Annotated in this window: 23 protein-coding genes and 8 tRNA genes; 3 read left to right on the plus strand and 28 right to left on the minus strand. The window is 32.8% G+C overall.

Annotated elements, in window-relative coordinates:
• From PTSHG_RS04070 to PTSHG_RS04115, 10 genes are all read right to left on the minus strand, one after another.
• Window positions 1-1,188, minus strand: a complete 1,188-nt coding sequence (locus PTSHG_RS04070) for an acetyl-CoA C-acetyltransferase (RefSeq protein WP_019107621.1) — start codon at window positions 1,186-1,188, stop codon at window positions 1-3.
• Window positions 1,189-1,201: 13 nt separating this feature from the next.
• On the minus strand, window positions 1,202-1,618 hold the full coding sequence (locus PTSHG_RS04075; protein WP_026088839.1) for a MaoC family dehydratase: 417 nt from the start codon (window positions 1,616-1,618) through the stop codon (window positions 1,202-1,204).
• 67 nt (window positions 1,619-1,685) lie between these two features.
• Complete coding sequence (wecB, locus tag PTSHG_RS04080; protein WP_019107623.1) at window positions 1,686-2,789, minus strand: non-hydrolyzing UDP-N-acetylglucosamine 2-epimerase; 1,104 nt, start codon at window positions 2,787-2,789, stop codon at window positions 1,686-1,688.
• Window position 2,790: 1 nt separating this feature from the next.
• Complete coding sequence (locus tag PTSHG_RS04085; RefSeq protein ID WP_019107624.1) at window positions 2,791-3,819, minus strand: glycosyltransferase family 4 protein; 1,029 nt, start codon at window positions 3,817-3,819, stop codon at window positions 2,791-2,793.
• Window positions 3,820-3,828: 9 nt separating this feature from the next.
• Window positions 3,829-4,455: a uracil phosphoribosyltransferase gene (upp, locus tag PTSHG_RS04090; protein ID WP_019107625.1), complete on the minus strand. Its 627-nt coding sequence runs from the start codon at window positions 4,453-4,455 to the stop codon at window positions 3,829-3,831.
• Window position 4,456: 1 nt separating this feature from the next.
• Entirely contained in the window at window positions 4,457-4,888 is a 432-nt protein-coding gene (rpiB, locus tag PTSHG_RS04095) for a ribose 5-phosphate isomerase B (protein WP_019107626.1), read from the minus strand.
• Between the two features lie 8 nt (window positions 4,889-4,896).
• A complete protein-coding gene (locus tag PTSHG_RS04100) occupies window positions 4,897-5,952 on the minus strand; it encodes an L-threonylcarbamoyladenylate synthase (protein ID WP_019107627.1) in 1,056 nt (351 codons plus the stop codon).
• A gap of 53 nt (window positions 5,953-6,005) precedes the next feature.
• On the minus strand, window positions 6,006-7,202 hold the full coding sequence (locus tag PTSHG_RS04105; protein WP_019107628.1) for a M20 family metallopeptidase: 1,197 nt from the start codon (window positions 7,200-7,202) through the stop codon (window positions 6,006-6,008).
• Window positions 7,203-7,209: 7 nt separating this feature from the next.
• Window positions 7,210-9,060 carry an LTA synthase family protein gene (locus PTSHG_RS04110; RefSeq protein ID WP_019107629.1) on the minus strand — a complete coding sequence of 617 codons (1,851 nt, stop codon included), beginning with the start codon at window positions 9,058-9,060 and terminating at the stop codon, window positions 7,210-7,212.
• Window positions 9,061-9,184: 124 nt separating this feature from the next.
• Window positions 9,185-10,090: a lactate/malate family dehydrogenase gene (locus tag PTSHG_RS04115; protein ID WP_019107630.1), complete on the minus strand. Its 906-nt coding sequence runs from the start codon at window positions 10,088-10,090 to the stop codon at window positions 9,185-9,187.
• Window positions 10,091-10,786: 696 nt separating this feature from the next.
• On the opposite strand from PTSHG_RS04115, the gene PTSHG_RS04120 reads away from it, so the two are divergent.
• The gene (locus PTSHG_RS04120; protein WP_019107631.1) at window positions 10,787-11,755 is read left to right on the plus strand and encodes a LysR family transcriptional regulator; all 969 of its coding nucleotides are present in this window, start codon (window positions 10,787-10,789) and stop codon (window positions 11,753-11,755) included.
• 46 nt (window positions 11,756-11,801) lie between these two features.
• Here PTSHG_RS04120 and PTSHG_RS04125 read toward each other — a convergent pair whose 3' ends face one another.
• From PTSHG_RS04125 to PTSHG_RS09950, 9 genes are all read right to left on the minus strand, one after another.
• Window positions 11,802-13,067, minus strand: coding sequence for a S1C family serine protease (locus PTSHG_RS04125; protein WP_019107632.1), 1,266 nt, complete (start codon window positions 13,065-13,067; stop codon window positions 11,802-11,804).
• A 151-nt stretch (window positions 13,068-13,218) separates the two neighbouring features.
• Window positions 13,219-14,067 (minus strand): MetQ/NlpA family ABC transporter substrate-binding protein, encoded by an 849-nt coding sequence (locus PTSHG_RS04130; protein ID WP_019107633.1) that lies wholly within the window; start codon window positions 14,065-14,067, stop codon window positions 13,219-13,221.
• Between the two features lie 61 nt (window positions 14,068-14,128).
• Window positions 14,129-14,779, minus strand: a complete 651-nt coding sequence (locus tag PTSHG_RS04135) for a methionine ABC transporter permease (RefSeq protein ID WP_019107634.1) — start codon at window positions 14,777-14,779, stop codon at window positions 14,129-14,131.
• Between the two features lies 1 nt (window position 14,780).
• On the minus strand, window positions 14,781-15,785 hold the full coding sequence (locus PTSHG_RS04140) for a methionine ABC transporter ATP-binding protein (RefSeq protein WP_019107635.1): 1,005 nt from the start codon (window positions 15,783-15,785) through the stop codon (window positions 14,781-14,783).
• A gap of 314 nt (window positions 15,786-16,099) precedes the next feature.
• Window positions 16,100-17,707, minus strand: a complete 1,608-nt coding sequence (gene hcp / locus PTSHG_RS04145) for a hydroxylamine reductase (RefSeq protein ID WP_202898968.1) — start codon at window positions 17,705-17,707, stop codon at window positions 16,100-16,102.
• A gap of 224 nt (window positions 17,708-17,931) precedes the next feature.
• Entirely contained in the window at window positions 17,932-18,066 is a 135-nt protein-coding gene (locus tag PTSHG_RS10220) for a thioredoxin family protein (protein ID WP_019107637.1), read from the minus strand.
• 35 nt (window positions 18,067-18,101) lie between these two features.
• Complete coding sequence (locus tag PTSHG_RS09195; RefSeq protein ID WP_238318718.1) at window positions 18,102-18,491, minus strand: peroxiredoxin family protein; 390 nt, start codon at window positions 18,489-18,491, stop codon at window positions 18,102-18,104.
• Complete coding sequence (locus PTSHG_RS04155; RefSeq protein WP_019107638.1) at window positions 18,484-19,383, minus strand: 4Fe-4S binding protein; 900 nt, start codon at window positions 19,381-19,383, stop codon at window positions 18,484-18,486. Before PTSHG_RS04155 ends, PTSHG_RS09195 begins: the two co-directional genes overlap by 8 nt.
• A complete protein-coding gene (locus tag PTSHG_RS09950; protein ID WP_019107639.1) occupies window positions 19,376-19,522 on the minus strand; it encodes a CD1871A family CXXC motif-containing protein in 147 nt (48 codons plus the stop codon). The genes PTSHG_RS04155 and PTSHG_RS09950 overlap by 8 nt, the downstream gene beginning before the upstream one ends.
• 454 nt (window positions 19,523-19,976) lie before the next feature.
• Between PTSHG_RS09950 and PTSHG_RS04165 the strand changes: the two genes are divergently transcribed.
• Both PTSHG_RS04165 and megL read left to right on the plus strand, forming a co-directional pair.
• Window positions 19,977-21,362: a Na+/H+ antiporter NhaC family protein gene (locus PTSHG_RS04165; protein WP_019107640.1), complete on the plus strand. Its 1,386-nt coding sequence runs from the start codon at window positions 19,977-19,979 to the stop codon at window positions 21,360-21,362.
• 62 nt (window positions 21,363-21,424) lie between these two features.
• Window positions 21,425-22,627, plus strand: coding sequence for a methionine gamma-lyase (megL, locus tag PTSHG_RS04170; protein ID WP_019107641.1), 1,203 nt, complete (start codon window positions 21,425-21,427; stop codon window positions 22,625-22,627).
• 127 nt (window positions 22,628-22,754) lie between these two features.
• Here the strand turns inward: megL and PTSHG_RS04175 are convergent, their stop codons facing one another.
• From PTSHG_RS04175 to PTSHG_RS04215, 9 genes are all read right to left on the minus strand, one after another.
• Window positions 22,755-23,240: a hypothetical protein gene (locus tag PTSHG_RS04175; protein WP_019107642.1), complete on the minus strand. Its 486-nt coding sequence runs from the start codon at window positions 23,238-23,240 to the stop codon at window positions 22,755-22,757.
• 114 nt (window positions 23,241-23,354) lie between these two features.
• Window positions 23,355-23,430 (minus strand) — tRNA-Lys (locus PTSHG_RS04180).
• Window positions 23,431-23,487: 57 nt separating this feature from the next.
• A tRNA-Ser gene (locus PTSHG_RS04185) sits at window positions 23,488-23,576 on the minus strand.
• A gap of 20 nt (window positions 23,577-23,596) precedes the next feature.
• Window positions 23,597-23,672, minus strand: a tRNA-Lys gene (locus tag PTSHG_RS04190).
• Window positions 23,673-23,682: 10 nt separating this feature from the next.
• A tRNA-Gln gene (locus tag PTSHG_RS04195) sits at window positions 23,683-23,758 on the minus strand.
• Window positions 23,759-23,774: 16 nt separating this feature from the next.
• Window positions 23,775-23,851, minus strand: a tRNA-Arg gene (locus tag PTSHG_RS04200).
• A 5-nt stretch (window positions 23,852-23,856) separates the two neighbouring features.
• Window positions 23,857-23,930 (minus strand) — tRNA-Gly (locus PTSHG_RS04205).
• A 25-nt stretch (window positions 23,931-23,955) separates the two neighbouring features.
• Window positions 23,956-24,041, minus strand: a tRNA-Tyr gene (locus tag PTSHG_RS04210).
• Between the two features lie 21 nt (window positions 24,042-24,062).
• Window positions 24,063-24,138, minus strand: a tRNA-Thr gene (locus PTSHG_RS04215).
• Window positions 24,139-24,153 lie beyond the last annotated feature (15 nt).

A 24,153-nucleotide genomic window follows, 5' to 3' on the forward strand; every position in this document is an offset into this window, starting at 1 on the left:
TTAGTCCCTTCCAACGATAAGAGCAGTTCCCATTCCTCCGCCGATACAAAGTGTTGCTAAGCCTTTCTTAGCATCTCTCTTTTGCATTTCAAATAAAAGTGTAGTCAAAATTCTTGCTCCACTTGCTCCAATAGGGTGACCAATTGCAATAGCTCCACCATTTACGTTTACTTTGTTGATGTCAAAGCCCATTTCTTTATTAACTGCACAAGCTTGAGCTGCGAAAGCTTCGTTTGCTTCGATTAAATCAAGGTCATCAGCTTTAAGTCCTGCTTTTTCAAGTGCTTTAGTTGATGATGGAATAGGTCCAGTACCCATAATCTTAGGGTCAACACCTGCTGTTGCATAAGAAATAATATATGCAAGAGGAGTAACTCCAAGTTCTTTTGCCTTAGATTCTTTCATTAGTACAAGCATTGCTGCACCATCGTTGATTCCAGATGCATTACCTGCAGTAACTGTACCACCATCTTTTTTAAATGCTGGTTTAAGTTTTGCAAGACTTTCTACTGTTACGCCATCTCTTATAAATTCATCTGTATCTATAACTGTTACATTGCCTTTTCTGTCTTTTATTTCAACTGGAACGATTTCGTCTTTGAATCTTCCTTCTTTTTTTGCTCTTTCTGCATTATTTTGAGATCTTGCAGCAAGTTCATCTTGCATTTCTCTTGTTATTCCATATTTTTCAGCTACATTTTCGGCAGTAATACCCATGTGATAATCATTGAAAGCATCCCATAGACCGTCTTTAATCATTGTGTCAACAACTTTTTTGTCGCCCATTCTTGCTCCCCATCTTTCATTAGTAAGAGCATAAGGTGCCATTGACATTGATTCAGTACCACCAGCAAGTACAATTTCTGCATCTCCAGCCTTGATAACTTGAGCTGCTAAACTTACTGCACGAAGTCCTGATCCACATACAATGTTAATTGTAACTGCTGGAGTGTCAATATCTAGACCCGCTCCAAGAACAACTTGTCTTGCCACGTTTTGTCCTTGAGCTGCTTGAAGTACGTTACCAATGTATGCTTCATCAACCATATCAGGCTTTACATTTGCTCTCTTAAGAGCTTCTTTTACTGCTACTACTCCAAGTTCTACTGCTGGAGTGTTTTTAAATTGACCTCCAAAACTACCTACTGCTGTTCTTGCAGCTGATGCTATAACAATTCTATCTTCCATTTTTTCCTCCTTGTTACTCTCTAGGTGGCAATACTGTAGCCACACCATCTAAAACTATTTCTCCCTTTTGATTTGTACAAGTTGTTTTGAGCTTTAAAATTTTTTCTTTAATTATCTCAATTGCTTCAACTTTTGCTGTAATTGTGTCTCCGATATAAACAGGCTTAGTAAATTTCATTTCTTGACCCATATAAATAGTGCCAGGTCCAGGAAGTTTCATACCAAGAACAGCAGATACAAGCCCTGCTGTAAGCATACCATGTGCAATTCTAGTTTTAAAAGATCCCTTTCCAGCTTCAACTTCGTTGATATGAGCAGGATTTAAGTCACCAGTTATTCCAGCATAAAGATATACATCTGTTTCAGAAATTGTTTTTGTAAATTCAGCAGTATCGCCGATTTTTATTTCTTTAATAGTTTTCCCCATCAGATCTACCTCCTCAAACTTCTTTTAAAATTATACCCATAATTTAGCTATATAAATTAATATCCCAAAATTAATTCATCTTTTCTAAAATATCAACGATTTTTTTAGCAGCATGGCCATCTCCATAAGGATTTACAGCCTTTGCCATTTCCTCGTATAATTTTTTATTATCTAATAAACTAATTATACTGTCATAGACATCTTGTGAATTAGTTCCCACAAGCTTTGCTGTTTTTGCTTCTACACCTTCCATTCTCTCTGTCTCATTTCTTAAAACTAAGACAGGTTTTCCAAGAGCTGGTGCCTCTTCTTGCACTCCTCCAGAATCTGTCACAACAAACTTTACTCTCGCCATGAGATTTGAAAAAGGCATATAAGAAAGTGGTTCAATGAGATGAACTTTGTCTAAATCAGAAAAATACTTTTTCGCAGTACTCCTAACAATTGGATTTAAGTGAATTGGAAAGACAATTTCAATATTTTCTCTTTCTAAGACAACTTGCCTTATAGCAGAAAAAATATTTTCCATTGGCTTGCCCCAATTTTCTCTCCTATGTGCAGTAAGTAATACTACTTCTTTATTATAATCCAAATTGTTCAAAATTTCATCGTCAAATACAAAATCTTCTTTAACTGAATACTTCAATGCATCAATTACAGTGTTGCCAGTTATAAAAATATTTTTATCATCATAGCCCTCTCTCAAAAGATTTTGTCTGTTAGATTCTGTTGGTGCAAAATGATAATTTGATAGGACTCCTGTTAGTTTTCTATTCGCCTCTTCTGGATAGGGCGAATAGAAATTCCCTGACCTAAGTCCTGCCTCCACATGTCCAATTTTTATCTTTTTATAAAAAGCTGCTAAAGCTGCTGCAAAAACTGTTGTTGTATCTCCTTGAACTAATAATATATCTGGTTTTAATTCATCTAAAATATCTTCAAGCCCCAAAAGAGTTCTTGTAGTTACATCTGTAAGTGTTTGACCTTTTTTAAAAATATTTAAGTCGTAATCTGGTTTTATATCAAAAATCTCTAGCACTTGGTCTAGCATCTCTCTGTGCTGGCCTGTGACACAAATATAGCTTTCAATATCTTTTCTCTTTTCGATTTCTTTTATAATCGGTGCCATCTTTATGCCTTCAGGTCTTGTACCAAATACAAATAATACCTTCAATTTATTCCTCCTTATTTTTGAGCATTCCTGCAGCTACTCCTGTAAAGAGTATTATTAAAATAACTCCTATCGAAACAATAAGTCCTATTGATGAATGAAATTTAGAAATTCCATTTGCAAGTACCCCAAATATTGCAGATATTGAGTACAAAATCACAACGGTTTGTCTTTGATTTAGACCCATTCTTAATAGTCTGTGATGAAGATGTCCCTTATCTGCTTCTACTATGGACTTGCCTGATAATTTCCTTCTTACCATTGCAAATGCGGTGTCAAATACTGGCACTCCTAAAATTACTACTGGCACGAAGATCATAAGTATTGCTGCTTGTTTTAAAAATCCAGAAATACTTATATAAGATAGCATAAATCCAAGATATAAGGCTCCAGTATCTCCCATAAATATTTTTGCTGGATTAAAGTTAAAGGGTAAAAATCCAAGACAAGCACCTGCCACAAGGGCACAAACTAAGCTCACATCATATCTTCCCATTTGATATGTGATGAAAAACATTGAAATTGCACATATCATTGAAACTCCAGAGGCAAGCCCATCTAGTCCATCTATTAAATTTATTGTATTCGTAATTCCACATACCCAAAAAATTGTAACTGGTATGGAAAGCATATTTAAAATAAGAAGTGCATCTTCATAGTCAAAGGGATTTGTGAAAAATTCAATTTTCATTCCACCAATTATAAGTATTATGGCTGCGAGAATTTGAAAGCCAAATTTTAATTTTGGGCTCAAATCATATTTGTCATCATAAAGACCAGATAATGCAATTACAAGTGAACTTATAATCGCCATAATAAGTGATTTATTTATTGGTAAAAATACAAGCATTAAAATTGTGACGCTTATTACCATTGCTATTCCGCCACCAACTGGTATTGGTTTTTTGTGCACCCTTCTCGAATCCTTTGGCACATCTAAAAATCCCTTCTTTTTTGCAAGCCTTATTACAAAGGGCATTTGTAAAAATGTCAAAATAAAAGCTGCCAAAAAAGGAACTAAATAATCATACATAATAACCTCTTACTTTGTTCCAAATAATCTGTCTCCTGCATCTCCAAGTCCAGGAACTATATATCCATCTTCATTTAATTTTTCATCTAATGCAGCAATATAAATTTCTACATCGGGATGAGCTTCTAAAACTGCATCTAATCCTTCTGGTGCTGCCAAAAGATTTATCGACTTAATATTTTTTGCACCATTTCTCTTTAATTCGTCAATTGCTTCTATTAGTGAACCTCCAGTTGCAAGCATTGGATCAACAATAATCATTTGCCTTGATGCAACATCTTTAGGTAATTTTGAGTAATAAGTAACTGGTTTTAGAGTTTCAGGGTCTCTATACATTCCTATGTGACCAACTCTTGCTGCTGGAATTATTGTAAGAAGTCCTTCTAGCATTCCAAGTCCTGCTCTTAAAATAGGAACTATTCCAATTTTTTTGCCAGAAATCATCTTTCCCATAGTCTTTGCAATAGGAGTTTCAATTTCAACAGCTTCTGTTTCTAAATCTCTTGTAACTTCGTAACCCATAAGTGTTGCAATTTCGTTTACAAGTTGTCTAAATTCCATAGAGCTAGTTTCTTTTTTCCTAAGAATTGTCATTTTATGATCAATAAGTGGATGTTTTATTATTGTGTATCCCATATTATTCCTCCTCGATTTTATTCACTCTATTAATGTGTCTTCCGCCTTCAAATTTTTCATTTAAAAAGGCATCTACTATTTCAAGGGCCATATCGTGACCAATTAGCCTTGCTCCCATGGCAAGTACATTTGCGTCATTGTGACGTCTTGCAAGCCTTGCAGAATAAGATTCAGAGCAAAGCGCAGCTCTTATCCCTTTAACTTTATTCGCAGAAATAGAGATTCCAATTCCAGAGCCACAGATAACTATTCCAAAGTCCATCTTATTATCTACAACTTCGTGACCAACTGCATGACCATAGTCTGGGTAATCTACACGATTATCGTCAAAGGGTCCCATATCCTTAACTTCAATATTTTTTTCTTCTAGGTACTTTATTAGGTCTTTTTTTAAATAAAATCCTGCGTGGTCAGAGCCAATTGCTATTTTCATTTTTCCTCCTAAATTCTCATTACAACTTTTCCGCTACAAGCTTTAAGAAGTCTATTCATAATGCTTAAACCCATTCCCCTAAGCTCGAAACCTTCGGCGAAAATAATGTCTACATTTTCTTCATCGCATCTTCTAAGTGCGTCAAATAGGTTTGATGCAACTTCTTCAAGATGATCTCTACTTCCTAAATTAACTAGAAGTTTTATATCTAAATTCTTGTACTCTTCATAAGTTTCATCAGTTGCAAGGACTGCAATTTTTTTATCCTTATTTTCACTAATATTTTTTTTAATTTCATTTACAACTTTATCTAGTCTTCCACCAAAACAAATTGCCTCTGCTCTTGGAGCATAATGCCTATATTTTTGTCCTGGAGATTTTGGAATTTCTCCACTTTTTGAATCAATTGTAGCACTGTCAATTGTTATATTTTCATCTATTTCTCTTAAATCTTCTAAAGTTATTTTCCCTGGTCTTAAAATCATAGGCGGATCAGCTGTGACATCTAAGACTGTGGATTCAATTCCAACTACAGAATGGCCACCATCCACAATTATGTCTACCCTTCCATTTAAGTCTTCTATAACATGTTCAACTTTAGTTGGAGAAGGTCTGCCAGATAAGTTTGCAGAAGGAGCTGCCACTGGAAAGTCTACTGCTTTTAAAATAGCATGAGCAATTTCATTACTTGGCTCTCTTATAGCAACTGTATCAAGTCCACCTGTTGCTTCATCTGGAATGATTGCAGCTCTCTTAAAAATAATTGTAAGAGGTCCTGGCCAGAATTTTTCAATACATTTTTTTGCCACATCAGGAATTTCTGCAACTAATTCATCAAGCTGAGAATTTTCTGCAATGTGAAGTATTAGTGGATTGTCGCTAGGTCTACCCTTTGCTTCATATATTTTTTTGCAGGCTCTCTTGTTAAGTCCATTTCCACCAAGTCCATATACTGTTTCTGTTGGAAGGACAACAAGACCTCCATCTTTTAAAGTGTCACTAATTTTTTTGAGATAAATTTTATCTTTTGCATTTCCTTTAAATTTAATAATATCTGTTTTCAAAAAAACACCTCTATTCTTTACATTATACCAAGAAGAGAAGTGTTTTTTAATAGTTAATCCTTATTTAATTTATTGTGAGGGATAATTTTTCCACTTTTAATATTTTCTTTGAATTCTTTCATTATTTTTTCAAATACTTCATCGTTCTTTAAAATTTCAAGGCCAACTTCGACTATGGCAGCAATAACTTTTTTCATTTGACTAAAGGCATAGTCAGTCATAGTTGCATCTCTAAGTTCAACTGTGTGACCACTTACGTCTTCATCTGCAATTTTAAAATAACCATGAAGAGTTGGAATTTCGTGAGAAATATTTCCCGCATCAGTTGAGCCTTTGTTAAGCTCTTCATCTTTTATTTCTTCATCAAGATACTTTTTCATTTTTTCTCTTAAAACTTCATTGAAGTGAAGATTTCTAACTGTGTTGTCATTACCCTTTTCATATTCAGAAATTTTAACTTGGCAACCTGTTGCAAGAGCTGCTCCTCTTGCACAATTTTCTAATTTCTCTAAAATTTCTAATAAATCTTTTTTCTCCGGGCTTCTTGCATAAAATCTTGAGTCAGTGTAATCAGGAATAATATTTGCCGCCTTGCCGCCATCTTTTATTATTCCATGGATTCTCGCCCCGTCCTTAGTCTCTTGTCTAAGAGCATTTATTGCTGAAAACAAAATTATTTGTGCATCAAGGGCATTTATGCCCTTTTCAGGAGCATCTGCTGCGTGAGAAGTTTTGCCGAAAAATTCAAACCTTCTAGTTGAAAGGGCAAGGGAATTTGGAGTAAGTGCATTATAAGATGCTGGATGCATTTCAATTGCTACATCTACATCATCTAACTCATTAGAGTTTGCAATTTCAATTTTTGTTCCGCCAATTTCTTCTGCAGCCGTTCCAAAAACTATTACTCTGCCGCCAATTTCGTCAATTAGTTTTGAAAGAACTATACCTGCTCCAGTTGCCGTTGCCCCTAAGATATTGTGTCCACAACCGTGACCAATTCCTGGCAAAGCATCATATTCTGACAAATAGGAAATTGTCCTTCCCTCTTTCTTTGAATCGTAAACTGCCTTAAAGGAAGTTTCGCAATCCATGTAGGGACATTCAACTTCAAATCCATGCTTTTTTAATAAGTCTATGTGAGCCTTTGAAGATTTATATTCTTCAAAGCCTAATTCTGGATTTTCATATATAAATTTTCTAAGTTCATCTAATTGTTCTGAAATATTTTCTACTTCTTTTAATATATCCATAACTCACCTACTCATTAATTCTGTAATATTCATACTTCTTGTAATCTTCGTAATTTTTCTTTGCCTCATCCTTGACATCATTTCTTGGGTAAGTGTTCACTCCATCAAAGACAAAATTCCTTGATATTATTGGAAGTTTCTTTCTGAGTTCTGAATTGTATATGAAGAAATTATCTACTTTATTGTAATTTAACATATCAAGGACAATAGAGGATAAATAATTTGCAGAAACTGCATTGCCATCTTGCACTTCAACATTTCCCCTATTTAAAAATGCCTTGCCACTTTCGTTGGCAACAATTACATAAGGTGTTGAATAAAATTCAATTTCCTTTTCTAAGTTATCGTGAGATAATTTTATGCCAATTTCATCAAAGGCACTAGGTTCATTTCCAAGTCCTGGAAGGTGGTCGCCATAAAACACCATAATTGTTGGCTCTTCTAAACTCATCATCATATCGTAAACTTCCCCAAGCATTATATCCATATCCTTAACTCCCAAGAAATAGGATCCAAAATTATTTGCAGCCTCTTCTGATAGAGAAACTGTACATTGATAAGGTAAATTTTTTCCATATTTGTCGTAAAAATATGGGCCATGATTTTGAATGTCAAGACCATAAGAAAAAATTGGCTCATCAGAATTATTTACAGCTTCTAAAAATCTACTTCTATAAATTTCTGAAAATTGTTTTTCAGAAACATAGCCACCTTTCATATCAGGTTCATCAATATTTTCTAAAAAATAATTATCTTGAAAACCAAGTTTTGGATAAACATCTTGTCTTCCATAAAACCACGCAAAGCCTGGATGAAATGCCATGGTCTTGTAACCAATAGTGTTAAAGAGTCTTGGCACTGATGATACATCTCTTTTTATTGCATTAAAGGCAAAACTTTCATCAGGGGCACAGTCAACAGTTAGTGCACCAGTTAGGGCATCAAATTCTGTATCTCCAGTTCCTCCACCAAAGGATGGAGTAACAATTCTCCCATGTATAATAGAATTTTTTTGCAACTTTTTAAAATTTTCATTTGGATCATTTCCTGGCGCAAAAGAAAAATGTTCATCTTGAGATAAGTCTGTAAAGGCTTCTCCCATTATCCAAATAATATTTGGTCTTTCATTATGTTTTATAACAGAAATATCTTCTCCATGGTCAACTCTTTCACGTTTTTCCATTTCCTTTTCATTGTAACCTTCTGGTGGTCTAACAAAGGATTTTTTCAAATTAAATAAAAAGGTATAATTAAACCCTTTTGAATTAAAATGGTCTATTAAATTATAAGTATTCCCACTTAGAGGAAGTTTATAATATATTGCATCTCTAGAATAAACAAAATTAAATAAAAGCGTTGAGGAAATTATAATAGAAACAATAGCTATTAATCTGTCACTTATTTTTAATTTTTCATCCTTAAAAAACATTGAAAGAAAAATTAAAATAATAAGGCTTGCCACAAAAATTATTAGAGAAGTAAAATCTGGCCTGTAAGAGTTTTGGGACATTTTAAGTGCCTCAAAGGATAGAGCAATATCTGACACTCTAAAGGGTGCGTTTCTATAAATTACCTTGGTTCTGTGAACTATAAATAATATTAAATATAATAATGAGTTAAGTATTAGTGCAAATCTTCTTCTGCCAAAAATTCCTTGAAATAAAATTCCTGTGAGTAAAATTGGAATAAAATTTAAAAGTAATACAAGAGGACTTCTAACGATCTTTTCCATAATAGAAGCCTCGCTTGGTGCCAAAAGTAACATGGCAAAAGTTAAAATAAAAGCAAATAAAATTTGGCTTAAAATATCTATAAAATTAAAGCTTCGCACTTCTTTATTCTTTTCTTTATTAAACAAAAAATCACCTTCCAGTAGTAAATTATATAATATTTCGTAAAATTTTTGGGGTTTTTTTATAATATTAAAAAACAAATATACTTTAAGGAAAAATAAAAAGCCCTAGGCGGACTTTTCATTAATTTTATTTTATTGGCAAAGTGTCTTTTATTGTCTTGACAGACTTATTCCACTTTTCAGTTTCTTCTTCATTTAGTTCCAATTCATAATCTCCAAGAATACCATCTCTCCCAACAATAGCCGGATGTCCAATATAACATCCATCCTTTTCTGAATAAGATGACACTGGTAAAATCGTCTTAGCATCTTGGAAAATTGTTTCAATTACAATTGAAGTTGAATTTGCAATTCCATAAGAAGTATATCCCTTTGCTTTTATAGTTTCAAAGGCTCTAATTTTTGTTTCTTCTTCAATTTTTTTGCAAGTTTCTTTGTCCAAAATTTCATAAATTGGTTTTGTTGCAATAGAAACTTGAGACCATGCAACGAATTGACTGTTTCCATGTTCTGCTATTACATATCCATCAACAGAATTTGGGTCTATATTTAGCTTTCTTGCAACAGCATTTTTCATTCTTGCTGTATCCAAAATAGTACCTGTGCCAATAACTCTTTCTCTTGGTACACCAGATAATTTTTGCAAATAATCTGCAATTACATCACAAGGATTTGTTATACTTACAATTATTCCCTTGAAGTTTGATTCTTTTATTTTTTTGCCCCATTCTTCTGCACAAGTTTTTGTATATTTGAATTCCAATAATCTATCATTATTCTTTTGTAAAATAGTAATGTCGCCAGGAGCAAACACAATTATATCTGACTCATCTAAATTTTTTAAACTTCCTGCAACAATATTTATGTGACCATTTCTTCTCACAAAACCATCAGACAAATCACTTACTTCAGCCTCTGCCAAGCCTTCTTTTTTGTCAAATAAAAATAATGTGTCGCATAAAGATCTCTCAACAATTGTATGTGCAAGAGTTGCACCAACATTTCCTAAGCCTATTATAGATATTTTTCTCATTTTATCCTCCAATTTCTAATATAAATAATATTAACATTTTTTATTCCCATTACAAATTATAAATTTTAACTATGAATTTTTTATAAAATATTTATAACTAATAAAGTAAAAAAGACTGCCGAAGCAGTCTTAGTCTCTTTTCAGAGTGAAGATTGGTATAATTTTATTATTAATCTTAGGAGTTATGGGGTATCCCAAAATCAAAGTATTTTGTTAAATGACATTTGTTATCATTAACTGTTTTTATTATAGTATATCTTTTTTTACTTGTAAAGAGTTTTTGATAAATTTTATCAATTTTATTTTATGAGAATTTATTTAAAATTTTAACTAATTGAATTTTATTTTAATTGAATCTTTCAAATCATCTTACTATATAATTTCTCACGAAATTTATTCTCTAACTCATCATCTGGAATTTAATATATACTTTTGCCAAGACTAAACTTCTATTATTTTTTCATAGCTTAAACAGACACTCAAATATTTTATGAAATTTTGCAAAAAAAATGCACCCAAAACTTTGGGCACAAGGGATTCCGGTAATTGTGATATTAAGTAAAAAGCTGGTAAACTTTAAGGGATTCTTAATAAAAAATTTCACAATTATCTTTTGCATAGTATATAATAAAACTTGCACAAAATAAATTAATAATTATTTGTATAGATAACAAAATTTTTTTGATAGGAGAAAGTATGAATTTTGAAAGCATCTACTACTTTACAGAGCTTGCTAAAACCCTTAACATGAATGAAACTGGCGAAAAACTCTATATATCTCAACAAACTTTATCTAATCATATAAAAAGACTAGAAGACTATTACGGAACAAAATTATTTTTCAGAAAGCCAAAGCTAATGCTCACTCCAATAGGAGAAGAATATTTAAAATATGCAGAGAAAGTCTTAACTGCTGAAGCCGACATGATAAATAAAATTAGAGATATGGAAAGTGAAGATATGGGCAAACTAATTATTGGAGCTTCTTCTCCAAGAGCCGATATTTTTATCCCCTCAGTTATAGAAAAGTTTACGGAAGAATTTCCACAAGTTAATTTAGTGCTTCACGAAAAACAATCTCAAGACCTTGAAGAAATGTGCTTAGAAAATAAAATTGATATAGCCATTAGCATTGACGAAGATTATAAAAATGAAAACCTAAAGTCTCGCCTACTCTTGGAAGAAAAATTATATCTCTGTGTCAGCGATAGACTTTTGAAAAAATATGTGAAAGACCTTGAAACTTTAAAAGAAAAATCCTTAAAAAAAATTGATTTAAGAGATTTTGAAAAAGTTCCCTTTCTTCTCTATACTCAAGATAATAGAATAAGAAATCTAATCAATAAAAGCTTCAAAGAAGCTGGCGTAAAACCAAATAACTACATCGAGACTGCTTATTCTCGAATTGCCCTTGCCATCTGCAACAAGGCAATAGCAGCTGTATTCATTTCTCAAATGAATATAAAAAGATGGATGCAGGAGTTTGGAGATGACATAAATGTATTTCCTGTTTATTCAAAAAATAAGCCAGTTACACTTGGCATCTATGCCATAAAAAATAAAAACCGCTATAGTACAAAATATGCAAAAAGGTTCATAGAACTTTTGGAAGAATATTTTGATTCCTTTAATTCAGAAAAATTAGAAAGGATTGCAAAAAAATAAAAATAAGGTAAGAGTTTTTTACTCCTACCTTATTTCATTTGAAAAATTAAAATCCATTTTCAAATTCTTGTCTGAATCTGCTAAATAAATCTTGTTGCTCTTGTTGTCTTTGTTGATATTGTTTTTCTCTCTCTTCTTCTTGAGCCTTAATATCCTTTTGCGCTTCTTTATCATTTTCTATTGAATAATCAGAAAAAGTTACCTCAGTTGTATTTTCTTTTCCCTTTCTTACATAACTAAGCTCAGCACTGTCACCTTCTTGATACTTATATAGAATTGATTTAAGAGCATTATTATCCTTTACTTCATCTTTTCCAATCTTTGTAATAATATCTCCAGCCTCTAGCCCAGCCTTTGCTGCTGGTGAACCCTCATAAACCTTGTAGACAAAAATTCCATTTTCAACATCAGTCTTTCCATTAAATACTTGTGTTGCCACATTTAGATTCATAGTAAGCATTCCCATAGAAATTTCCTTGTAACTACCAGTTTCAATTACCTGTTTAACAATAGGCTTTATAAAATTAATTGGAATAGAAAAGCCAAGACCCTCTGCTGATTGAACTTTTACAGTGTTAATTCCCACAACTTCTCCTTCAGAATTTAGAAGTGGGCCGCCAGAATTTCCGCCGTTAATAGATGCATCTGTTTGGATGAGACCAGTCATATAACCGCCACCACTTACTGCACCAACATACCTGTCAAGCCCAGAAATAATTCCTTGAGTTACAGTTTGCGAAAATTGAAGTGAAATTGGATTACCAATAGCAATAGCTGCATCCCCAATGGAGAGTTTATCAGAATCGCCAAGACTTGCAACATTCAATTTTTCATCTGTATTGATCTTTACAATAGCAAGATCCACATTTTCATCTGCCCAAATAGTTTTACCTTGGATGTCCTTTTCATTGTTAAGTCTAACGGTCACATCTTCGACAACTTTATTGTTTAACTTAACTACATGGGCATTAGTGAGAATATAACCCTTTGAATCTACAATTACACCAGAGCCAACGCCTTGAACTTCAACTTGACCAAAGAATGATTGTTGCACTCCCTTAGTTGTAATTCCAACAACTGATGACATTGACTTCTTTGCAACAGCTGATGCAACAGTAATATTGTCCTTTGCAGAAATTGTTATCTTAGAGTTGTCTTCATTTGATGTAGTGGAATTTCCCATTGGCAACAACTTATAAATAATAATTGCTGAGCCAATAATTCCTCCAATTAGCGAGAATACAAGGGCTATTATTATAATAATTTTTCCCATGCCAGAATTTTTATTTTCATATTTATCATTTCTATCCATATTCTTCCTCCTTAACTTTCTTATATTCATTATGATAATGCGATTTTGTGAAAAATTTATGATTTTATTATCAAAGCTTTTTGAAAAGACTGTAAATATTTTTTGATAAAAAATATAGATAAAAAAAGAAGCTCTCTTGAGCCTCTTTCACTTATTTTTCAAAGGCAGGTATTACTGCACCTTCGAATTTTTCTTCTATTAATTTTTTACTTGCATCAGAATTTAAAACTTCAATGAATTTTTTAAACTTTTCTTTTTCAGCATCTTCTTTTCTAATTGCAACTAAGTTTGCATAAGGTGAGTCTGTTGATTCTATGAAAATTGAATCCTTTGTTGGGTCAAGGCCTTGTCCAATGGCAAAGTTTGAATTAATAACTGCTGCTCCAGAATCTTTATAAACTTGTGCAATTGATGGTGCGTCCATTGCTGTGAATTTTAAATTCTTTGGATTTTCTGCAATATCTTTTTCTGTTGAGTTAAGATTTGTCTTGTCTTTTAACTTAATAAGTCCTGCATCTTCAAGAAGAATTAAGGCTCTTGCTCCATTACTTGGGTCATTAGGAATAATAATTTCTGCTCCATCTTCAATTTCATCTACTGATTTGTATTTTTCAGAGTATAAAGCCATTGGCTCAATGTGGACATATCCAAGTACATCAAGGTTTGTAATATCTCTTTCTTCTGTAAAGCTGTCAAGATATGGTTTGTGTTGGAAATAATTTGCATCAAGATCTCCTGCTTCTAGTTGTAGGTTTGGTTGAATATAATCATCAAAATTTACAATTTCAACATCAAGTCCTGCCTTATCAAATTCATCCTTTAGCCCTTCAATAATTTCTCCGTGAGGTGTAGGCGATACACCAATCACAATTTTGTTGTCTGTGTCCTTTGCTTCTGCTGTTTTATCCCCAGCATTTACCTTTTCATTCTTTGTCCCACCACAAGCTGTAAGTGTAAGAGCTAGCACTAATGAAAGTGCCAAAATAATTTTCTTTTTCATAATTCTTTCTCCTCCTAAATTTTTTTATTTATATTAATTCTAAGAAACTTAGAAATAACACCTATCTTCTATCAATTCTATTTGCGATTTTATTCCCAACAAATTGTACTATTTGTACGAGAATTATTATTACTATAACGGCAGACCAAAGTATAAGTGGTTCATTTCTTTGATAGCCATATCTATTGGCGACATCCCCTAGTCCGCCACCACCCATGACACCAGCCATTGCAGAATAACCTATTACATTAATAATTGTCATTGTAATTCCACTTACCACCATTGGCATTGCCTCTGGGATTAAAACTTTAAAAATGATTTCTCTTTTAGTTGAGCCCATAGACTTTGCCGCTTCAATTATCCCTTGGTCTACTTGAATAAAATATCCTTCCATTAATCTTGCCACAAAGGGTGCAGCTGAAATCGAAAGTGGGATTATCATTGCCGCCGTTCCGTAGGACTTTCCTACGATTAATCTTGAAAGTGGAAACACAACTATCATAAGGATTACAAAGGGAAAAGACCTCAAAACATTTATAATTCCATCAAGTATTGAATAAAGTCTAGTTGATTCTGTTAATCCTCCTGGTCTTGTTGTAGTTAAAATTATTCCCAGTGGAAGACCAATTAAAAGTGCAATAATTGTAGATGCAAGAACCATTACGAGAGTCTGTGGAATTGCTGGCAAAACTATATATATTATTCTCTCCATATTAAAGCACCTCCACATTAACTTTGTTTTCTCTTAAAAATTCTATTGCCTTAGCTCTCTCTTCTTCTTTGCCAAGAATTTGTACTGTGAGATAACCAACACTTGAAATATTTAATTTATTTATATTCCCTGACAAAATAGAAAAATCTATATCAAACTTTTTCACACACTTTGAAAGAATTGGCTTGTCATAATTTTCATCTGCATAAGAAAGTCTAAGTACATCGCCCTTGTAGTCATCTCCATTGACATAACCTTCTTCAACCTCATCTTCCAAGTTCTTAATAAAAGATCTTGTCACAGAAGTTTTTGGATTTTTAAAGAGTTCCTTAGTTTCATTTTCTTCGATTATCTTGCCAGCTTGCATTACTGCAATTCTGTCGCAAATTTCCTTTGCAACTTCCATTTGGTGGGTAATCATTATTATTGTCATGTTAAATTCTTTTACAATTTTCTTCAAAAGATTTAAAACAGATTCTGTGTTGGCTGGGTCAAGTGCCGATGTACCTTCATCAGAAAGTAAAATTGAAGGATTTGTTGCAATGGCTCTTGCTATTGCTACTCTTTGTTTTTGTCCACCAGATAATTCTGATGGATAAGAATTTTTCTTCTCTTTTAAGTCTATAAAATTTAAAAGCTCATCCACTCTCTTTTCAATGTCACTTTTGCTTACTCCAGATATTTCAAGAGGATAGGCAATATTTTCTGCAACAGTCTTTTGCATAAAGAGATTAAAATATTGAAAGATCATTCCAATATCTTTTCTCGCTCTCCTGAGTTCCTTCTCACTTAAATTTATAATGGACTTCCCATCAATTGTAATTTCTCCGCTTGTTGGCTCTTCTAGTCTATTGATGCACCTAACAAGAGTAGATTTACCAGCCCCAGATAAGCCTATGACTCCAAAAATTTCTCCTCTATTAACTTTGAAAGAAAGGTCATCTAAAGCCCTAAAAGTTCCGTCCTCAGTTTTAAATTCTTTAACCAAGTTTTTTACTTCAATCATTTTTCCTCCACAAATATAAAAAAAAGAGCTCTCATCCATAAGGACGAAAGCTCGTGTTACCACCTTAATTTATCACTTTCTCACGAAAGCAACCTCTTCAAGTACCATCATACTCTACTTCTATAACGGGAAGAGCCGTAAACATCTAATATCGACATTTCCTAGAGAAGGCCATGTTCACTAAAAACTCATCTACTTCTTTCACCAAAACGAAGCTCTCTTTGCTCAGAATTTTAAGCTACTCTTCTTCTCAAAAAGTTTATTTATTAATTGTTTTTTATTATAGGACCAATTAAATTAAAAGTCAACCTTTTTTATTTATTTATAAGATTTTTTATATCATCTTCAACATTTGTAATTCCAGAAATTTTAAATTTATCCACCAAAACATTTATAACATTAGGAGATAAGAAGGCTGGAAGGCTTGGACCAAGATGAATGTTTTTCACTCCAAGAGAAAGTAATGCAAGCAATACTATAACAGCTTTTTGCTCATACCATGCAATATTGTACACAATTGGAAGATCATTTACAGATTCTACTCCAAAAGCATCAGCTAGGGCAAGGGCAATTTGAATTAGTGAATAAGAGTCGTTACATTGACCTGCATCTAAGACTCTCGGTATGCCATTGATGTCCCCTAGATTTAATTTGTTGTACCTATATTTTGCACAACCTGCTGTCAAAATCACTGTAGACTTTGGAAGCTTTTCTGCAAATTCTGTGTAATAATTTCTATCAGCCATTCTTCCATCACAACCTGCCATGACAATAAACTTTGTGATGTCTCCATTTTTTACAGCTTCAATAACTTTGTCTGCAAGTTCCATCACTTGACTGTGTGCAAATCCACCAACTATACTTCCCTTTTCAATTTCTTCTGGAGCCTCGCAAGTCTTTGCAAGTTCAATTATTTCTGAAAAATCCTTATGTCCTTTTTCATCTGCATCTATATAAACACATCCTGGATAGCCAGCAGCTCCAGTTGTAAATAATTTATCCCTATAGGAATCCTTTGGTGGTACAATACAATTTGTAGTCATAAGAATTGGTCCATTAAAGGCTTCAAACTCATCTCTTTGCTTCCACCATGCGTTGCCATAATTTCCAACAAAGTTTTTAAACTTCTTAAACTTTGGATAATAGTTTGCTGGTAACATTTCAGAGTGAGTGTAAATGTCCACGCCAGAGTCCTTAGCTTGGTCTAATAACATTTCAAAATCCTTTAAGTCATGACCAGAAACTAAAATTCCAGGATTTTTTCTAACTCCAATATTTACATCAGTTATTTCTGGATTGCCATAAGTTTTTGTGTTGGCAGAGTCAAGTGTCGCCATAACCTCATAACCCATGGATCCAGTTTCAAGAGTAAGTGCTACTAATTCATCTAAGCTTTTTTCTGTTAAAAGTTCTGCCATTGTTTTTATTATAAAATTATTTACCTTTTCGCTCTCATAGCCCAAAACTTTAGCATGTCTAGTATAGGCAGCCATACCCTTTAGTCCGTAAGTTATTAATTCTTTTAAACTTCTTATATCTTCATTTTCTTCTCTTAAAATAGAAACTTCTCCAGAATTTATTTTTTCTTCTATTTCAGAAAAATCCTTGCTTGAAAACATTGCGGCTTCAGAATAATCTTTATCTTCCCTTATAGAATTCATCATATCAATAGTTTCAAAGATCCTATCTTTAATTTGAGAAAAATCAAAATTTGCATTTGTAATAGTTGTAAATAGATTTAAAATAACTCTGTCCACAACTTCTTTATTTTCCCTTTCACTTTTTACTGCAATTTCAGAAAGTCCTTTAGAAATCCAAAACAAAAAATCTTGCAAGTTTGCAACATCACTTGTCTTTCCACAGACTCCTCTATTTACGCAGCCAGAATTTTTAAATGTCTCTTGACATTGAAAACAAAACATACTCATAATTATCCACCTCTTAAATAATAAATTTTAACATCTAAAAACATAGTAAAAGAAAAGGCAAAGACTTTCCGTTGCATGTGCAACACTTTAAAAATTTTTTAAATGATAAATTGTAAAACTTATGCGGCACAAGTAATTAATAAAAAGAAAAAGACCCATGCAGTGCATGAGTCTCAATAGGTGTATCAATGAGGATTTATAAATAATGCTAAAAAAGATTATTTGCCTTCATTAGCAATTATTTCGTCAATTTTTTTGTAAAGTTCGTCAATTTTTTCTTGTGAACCTACACTTATATTGTCAATAATTTTTCCATCTCTTCCAATTAAAAGAGTTGTTGGGAAAGCTGTCAAATTTTTGAGATAGGCATCTATTTCTTCAGAAGGTTTTACAGCAAGATTTGGATATTTAACTCCCTTAGCCTCAATAATTTTTTCAGCCTCTTCTTTAATTTTTTATTTTCATAAGTGTCAAGGCAAATTGACATTACTTTTACATTTTTATCTTTTAATTCTTCGCTAATTTTTTGTAGTGTTGGCATTTCATCAATGCAACCCTTGCATCCTGTGAACCAAATTGCCATTATAGTAACAGGACTGTCTTTGAATGTGTCATTATTCACTGGATTTCCCTTGAAATCAACTGCGTCAAACTTTGGGAAAGAATCTCCGCTTGAAATTGCTGTTCCTTCAGGTGCCTTGCTAGTACAAGCTGTAACTGCTAAGGCTAAAAATAAAAGTACAAAAATTTTACTAATATTCTTAAAAATTTTATTCATATCTTGCTCCTTCTTCGAAATTATTGTTTTTCACAATATTATTTTTAAATGAGGTGGAAATAGCAGACGTTGGACATACTTTTATGCAGTCGCCACATCTAATGCACTCTAGTGCTCGTTGATTTTTTGACATATCTACATCCATCTTGCAAACTCTCTTACACTTTCCGCATGAAACACAGTTATCGTTCACATGGTATTGATAAAAAGAAAATTTATTTGTCAATGCGTAAAATGCACCCAATGGGCATATATATTTACAAAAAGGTCTGTAAAAAAATATAGAGAGTACAATAACAAGTGCTAGAATACCTGACTTTAATAAAAATAAATTTCCAAGTGCTGCTCTTATGCTTTTGCTTGCAAGTGATAGGGGAATCCCACCCTCAAGTATTCCCTGTGGGCAAATGTACTGACAAAAATATGGCGATGCAAATCCTAATTCATCAGTCAAAAATACTCCAAATAGCCAAACTACCAAAAGTAAAATCAAATACTTTAAATATTTTAGAAAAGCAAATCTTCTTGTGCTAAATTTTTTTGATGGAATTTTATGGATTAAATCCTGAAAAAAACCAAAGGGACATAAAAATCCGCAAATAAATCTTCCAAACAAAGTTCCGAACAAGAGCATTAGTCCCGTCACATAGTAGGCAAAATTAAATTTTGACGAGCCAACGACTGCTTGAAAAGAACCTATTGGACAAGATAAAGCTGCCCCTGGACATGAATAACAATTTAGTCCTGGCACACAAGCACTTTTCAACTTGCCTGTGTAAATAGTTCCCTTGAAAAAATTTGGAATATGTAGATTTGTCAGTAGAGCAAAAGAACCTTGAACAGTATGTCTTTTTTCCCTAATTTTTTTTAAAATATTTATTAGTTTAGCCAATTCCCACGCACTCCAAACATATTCTTATAGCTTTTGAAAGAACAGTATCCACTTCTGACCTATAAGCTCCCAAAATAATAAAAGCAATAGATAAGATTAGCATAGTCCATGAAATTTTTCTATTCACAAAGTCTTTCATATTTTCACCTCACATGTAGTATAGCATTTAGGATGTAAAGATTATGTTAAGAAAAATTAATTTTCTTAACTTTTTATTTTAAAATTTATGATTTTATAATTTTTTTGCATATAAATTTTATAAATACTCTCTCAATTTCTATAAATCATATTTTCTCTAATTTATCTTATTCATCTGAAATCGTTTATTATTTATCTGCTGTATTTTTATAATTAATTATCTAATTAATTTAAAAAAGCTTCACAAAATTTATTATAAACAGTATAATATAGCTGAAGAGAAAATTAAAATTTTTTCTTACATATTTTTAATTATTTTTTGAAAACGATATTACATTTACACTTGTTAATTTGTTTTCAAATTTAAAAGGAGGCTGATAAATATATAATAAATCTCAAATAAAGTCCTATTGAAATGCCTTTGTTTTATTTTTGTTTATTTTTAGGAGGTATTTATGGAAAACAAAAATTTAAAACCTAAAGCAAATGGTGCAGCACTTCTTCCTTTCATAGTTTTCGTGCTTGTATATCTTGCTACTGGAATAATTCTTAACGCAATGGGCGTTGAAATGGCATTCTATCAAGTAGCAGCACCAGTATGTATTTTACCAGCTATTATATTGGCATTTATTATGTTTAAAGGCTCTATTGACGACAAGTTTAACGACTTTGTTCGCGGTTGTGGAGACGAAAACATAATTATAATGTGTCTTATCTACATACTAGCTGGAGCTTTCGCAACAGTTTCTAAGGCTTCAGGCGGAGTTGACTCTGTTGTAAACTTTGCACTATCTCTAATTCCTGTACAATTTATTACAGCTGGAATTTTCTTAATCAGCTGCTTCATCTCTATCTCTACAGGAACTTCAGTAGGAACTATTTCAGCTGTTGGCCCTATTGCCGTTGGCGTTGCTACAAAGGGTAACCTTCCACTAACTCTTGTGCTTGGAGCACTTGTAGGCGGAGCAATGTTTGGCGATAACTTATCAGTTATTTCTGATACAACAATAGCTGCGACAAGAACGCAAAACGTAGGCATGAAGGACAAATTTAGAGCAAATATCAAAATTGCTATCCCTGCAGCTATAATTACTTTCATTATTTTATTAGTTGTAGGAAAACCAGAAGGCGAAGTTGTACTTGATGATTTGACTTACAAATTCATACTTATAATCCCATATCTTTTCGTACTAATTTCTGCTCTTGCTGGAATGAATGTATTTTTAGTTTTAACAAGTGGCATTGTACTATCAGGTATAATTGGAATATTCACTGGCGGACTTACAATGATGACTTTTGCTCAAAATATTTTCGCTGGATTTAGTGGAATGTTTGAAATTTTCTTGCTATCACTATTAACTGGTGGTCTATCTTATATGGTCTCTAGTAATGGTGGTATTGAGTGGCTCGTTCAAAAAATTAGAGGCTTTGCTAAAGATGTAAAATCTGCTGAAGTTTCAATTGCACTATTGACACTTTTAACAGACGCCGCAACTGCAAACAACACTGTTGCAATAATTATTGACGGTCCTGTTGCAAAAGAAATATCAAAGGATTTCAAAGTTGACCCAAGAAGGTCTGCTTCCTTCCTAGACACTTTCTCTTGCGTAATGCAAGGTATCATTCCTTATGGTGCACAAATTTTAATTGCAGCTGGACTTACTAAAGAACTTGGAGCTCTAGCTGTATCTCCTGTTCAAATTATTCCTTTCTTATGGTATCAAGCATTACTTGCTGTATTTGCAATTCTTTCAATTTTTATAAGATTTGCAGACCCAAAAGATAAATGGGATTTTGAAAATGATGTGCCACTAACAGAAACTAAGGCAAGCACAAAATAGTATTATAATAACTTCATTTTAGAAAGAATTTTAGATTTATTTTATTTAAAAAGGAGAAATTTATGAATAACAAAGATGAACTTAAAAAAATGCATTTTGAAACAAAAGCAATTCATGGTGGCTATGAAAAAAATAAATTTGGTGCTCTAGCAACTCCTATCTACCAAACATCTACATTCATCTTTGACAATGCAGAACAAGGTGGAAAAAGATTTGCATTAGAAGAAGAAGGATATATCTATTCAAGACTAGGAAACCCAACTAACGAACAAGTAGAAGAAAAAGTTGCCATCCTAGAAGAAGGAGAAGCTTGTGTATCTGCCGCATCAGGAATGGGTGCAATTACATCAGCAATTTGGCCCTTCGTAAAATGTGGCGACCACATGATAGCTGCAAAAACTCTTTACGGTTGTACTTTTGCTTTCTTAGAGCACTCCGTATCAAAAATGGGCATTAATATTGATTTTGTTGACATTACAAATGTTGACAACATAATTAATGTCATGAAAGAAAACACAAAAATTGTTTACTTAGAAACACCAGCAAATCCAAATATGGATATTTGCGATATAGAAGAAGTAGCAAAAAAAGTTCATGAAAAAAATAAAGACTGTCTAGTAATCGTAGATAACACTTACTGCACACCTTATATCCAAAGACCACTTACACTAGGAGCAGATATAGTTGTTCACTCTGCAACAAAATATCTAAATGGTCACGGAGATGTAATAGCAGGATTTGCCATTGGTAGAAAAGAATTAATAGACCAAGTAAGGCTAGTAGGAATTAAAGATTGTACAGGAGCTGTACTTGCACCATTTAACGCTTATCTAATTTTAAGAGGAATGAAAACTCTACAAATTAGAATGGATAAGCACTGTTCAAATGCAATGAAAGTTGCAGAATTTTTAGAAAAGCATCCAAAAGTTAAGAGCATCCAATATCCAGGACTTAAATCTTTTAAATATTATGATGTAGCTAAAAAACAAATGGCACTACCTGGAGCAATGATTGCCTTTGAAATAGAAGAAGGAAAAGAAGCTGGTGCTAAACTTATGAATAGCGTTAAACTTTGCACACTTGCCGTATCACTTGGCGATGCAGAAACACTTATCCAACACCCTGCTTCAATGACTCACTCACCTTACACAGCTGAAGAAAGAGCCGCAGCAGGCATCTCTGAAGGCTTAATAAGACTTTCTGTTGGACTAGAAAATGCAGAAGATATTATAGAAGATTTAAAACAAGCCTTAGACCAAATCTAAGAAAATTTTATAAAAAACTTTCAATAGCTTTTAAAATTTAGAATTATAAAACCCTAAAGTTGATACTATTCAACCTTAGGGTTTTAATTTTTTAATAAAAAATTTGAAACTTATTGTATCATAATTATTAATTTTTTCTTTTGTCTTTTCTATATCCAAGAAAACCTATAAAAATAACAATTACAAAATATTTAATAAGAGTATTTCTTAAATTTTCATTTTTTTCAGATTTAACATCAACTTTTATAGGTTCTTTTTCTAAATCTATATTAAGTAAATTATTGTATTTAAAATTGCTAGATAAAGTATTAATTGAATTTTCTTTAGTTATAAACTTATCATCGAGATTATACCTGTCAACAAAAATATATTTAGAATAAACAAATACATAAAACTCATCATTTTTTAATTTATATATATATAACTTATTGTAATTAATGTCCTCCTTTAACTTTAAGGAATAATTATTAAAATTTTCTTTTTCAAGAATAACTTTATTATTACCTTCAATATCCAAATCTTTTAGCAAATAATTCTTATTAAACTTTAGAGTAATAAATAAAGTAATAATAATTGCAATAAAATAAAAAATTATGTAAATTTTCTTCTTCAAAATAAATTTCCTCCAATAATTTTTAATTATAACATATTTATTTAGTAAGTGATAAATTCGAATTAAAACTGTAGAAAATAAAAAATCTGCAGACAAATTCTACAGAATAAAAAATGGTGACCCATGCGCGATTCGAACGCGCGACACCTTGATTAAAAGTCAAGTGCTCTACCGACTGAGCTAATGGGTCACATAAATAAACTATTTAATTTTCAATAAAAAATCTGTGATCAACACAGATTAAAAATGGCGGAGAGGAAGGGATTCGAACCCTTGTGGGCTTGCACCCTAACGGTTTTCAAGACCGCCCCGTTATGACCACTTCGGTACCTCTCCACAAATATAAAATTTTAAAATGGTGACCCATGCGCGATTCGAACGCGCGACACCTTGATTAAAAGTCAAGTGCTCTACCGACTGAGCTAATGGGTCATAATTTGTTTGGCTGGGGTGGCAGGACTCGAACCTACGCATGCCAGAGTCAAAGTCTGGTGCCTTACCGACTTGGCTACACCCCAATGTTTAGTTTAGGTTTGGCGCACCTAGGAGGATTCGAACCCCCGGCACACGGATTAGAAGTCCGTTGCTCTATCCTACTGAGCTATAGGTGCTTATATGGAGCGGGTGAAGGGAATCGAACCCTCGCAACCAGCTTGGAAGGCTGGGGCTCTACCACTGAGCTACACCCGCATAAGTAAAATTTATTAAGTTTAAATGGTGGAGGAGAGTGGATTTGAACCACTGAAAGCTAAGCTAACGGATTTACAGTCCGTCCCCTTTGGCCAACTCGGGAACTCCTCCATGTAAGTCCCATAATTTTATTGGAGCTGGTGGGAGGACTTGAACCCCTAACCTACTGATTACAAGTCAGTTGCTCTACCAATTGAGCTACACCAGCTTAATTAGTTACATG

Origin of the sequence: Peptoniphilus senegalensis JC140, assembly GCF_000321025.1 — a bacterium.
GTDB classification, from domain to species: Bacteria; Bacillota; Clostridia; order Tissierellales; family Peptoniphilaceae; genus Peptoniphilus_A; species Peptoniphilus_A senegalensis.

Coding starts and splice junctions, on each gene's coding strand:
- PTSHG_RS04070 (WP_019107621.1), bottom strand. CDS start 1,188: ATGGAAGATAGAATTGTTATAGCATCAGCTGCAAGAACAGCAGTAGGT.
- PTSHG_RS04085 (WP_019107624.1), bottom strand. CDS start 3,819: ATGTATGATTATTTAGTTCCTTTTTTGGCAGCTTTTATTTTGACATTT.
- upp (WP_019107625.1), bottom strand. CDS start 4,455: ATGGGATACACAATAATAAAACATCCACTTATTGATCATAAAATGACA.
- rpiB (WP_019107626.1), bottom strand. CDS start 4,888: ATGAAAATAGCAATTGGCTCTGACCACGCAGGATTTTATTTAAAAAAA.
- PTSHG_RS04105 (WP_019107628.1), bottom strand. CDS start 7,202: ATGGATATATTAAAAGAAGTAGAAAATATTTCAGAACAATTAGATGAA.
- PTSHG_RS04115 (WP_019107630.1), bottom strand. CDS start 10,090: ATGAGAAAAATATCTATAATAGGCTTAGGAAATGTTGGTGCAACTCTT.
- PTSHG_RS04120 (WP_019107631.1), top strand. CDS start 10,787: ATGAATTTTGAAAGCATCTACTACTTTACAGAGCTTGCTAAAACCCTT.
- PTSHG_RS04125 (WP_019107632.1), bottom strand. CDS start 13,067: ATGGATAGAAATGATAAATATGAAAATAAAAATTCTGGCATGGGAAAA.
- PTSHG_RS04130 (WP_019107633.1), bottom strand. CDS start 14,067: ATGAAAAAGAAAATTATTTTGGCACTTTCATTAGTGCTAGCTCTTACA.
- PTSHG_RS04135 (WP_019107634.1), bottom strand. CDS start 14,779: ATGGAGAGAATAATATATATAGTTTTGCCAGCAATTCCACAGACTCTC.
- PTSHG_RS04140 (WP_019107635.1), bottom strand. CDS start 15,785: ATGATTGAAGTAAAAAACTTGGTTAAAGAATTTAAAACTGAGGACGGA.
- hcp (WP_202898968.1), bottom strand. CDS start 17,707: ATGTTTTGTTTTCAATGTCAAGAGACATTTAAAAATTCTGGCTGCGTA.
- PTSHG_RS09195 (WP_238318718.1), bottom strand. CDS start 18,491: ATGAATAAAATTTTTAAGAATATTAGTAAAATTTTTGTACTTTTATTT.
- PTSHG_RS09950 (WP_019107639.1), bottom strand. CDS start 19,522: ATGAAAGACTTTGTGAATAGAAAAATTTCATGGACTATGCTAATCTTA.
- PTSHG_RS04165 (WP_019107640.1), top strand. CDS start 19,977: ATGGAAAACAAAAATTTAAAACCTAAAGCAAATGGTGCAGCACTTCTT.
- megL (WP_019107641.1), top strand. CDS start 21,425: ATGAATAACAAAGATGAACTTAAAAAAATGCATTTTGAAACAAAAGCA.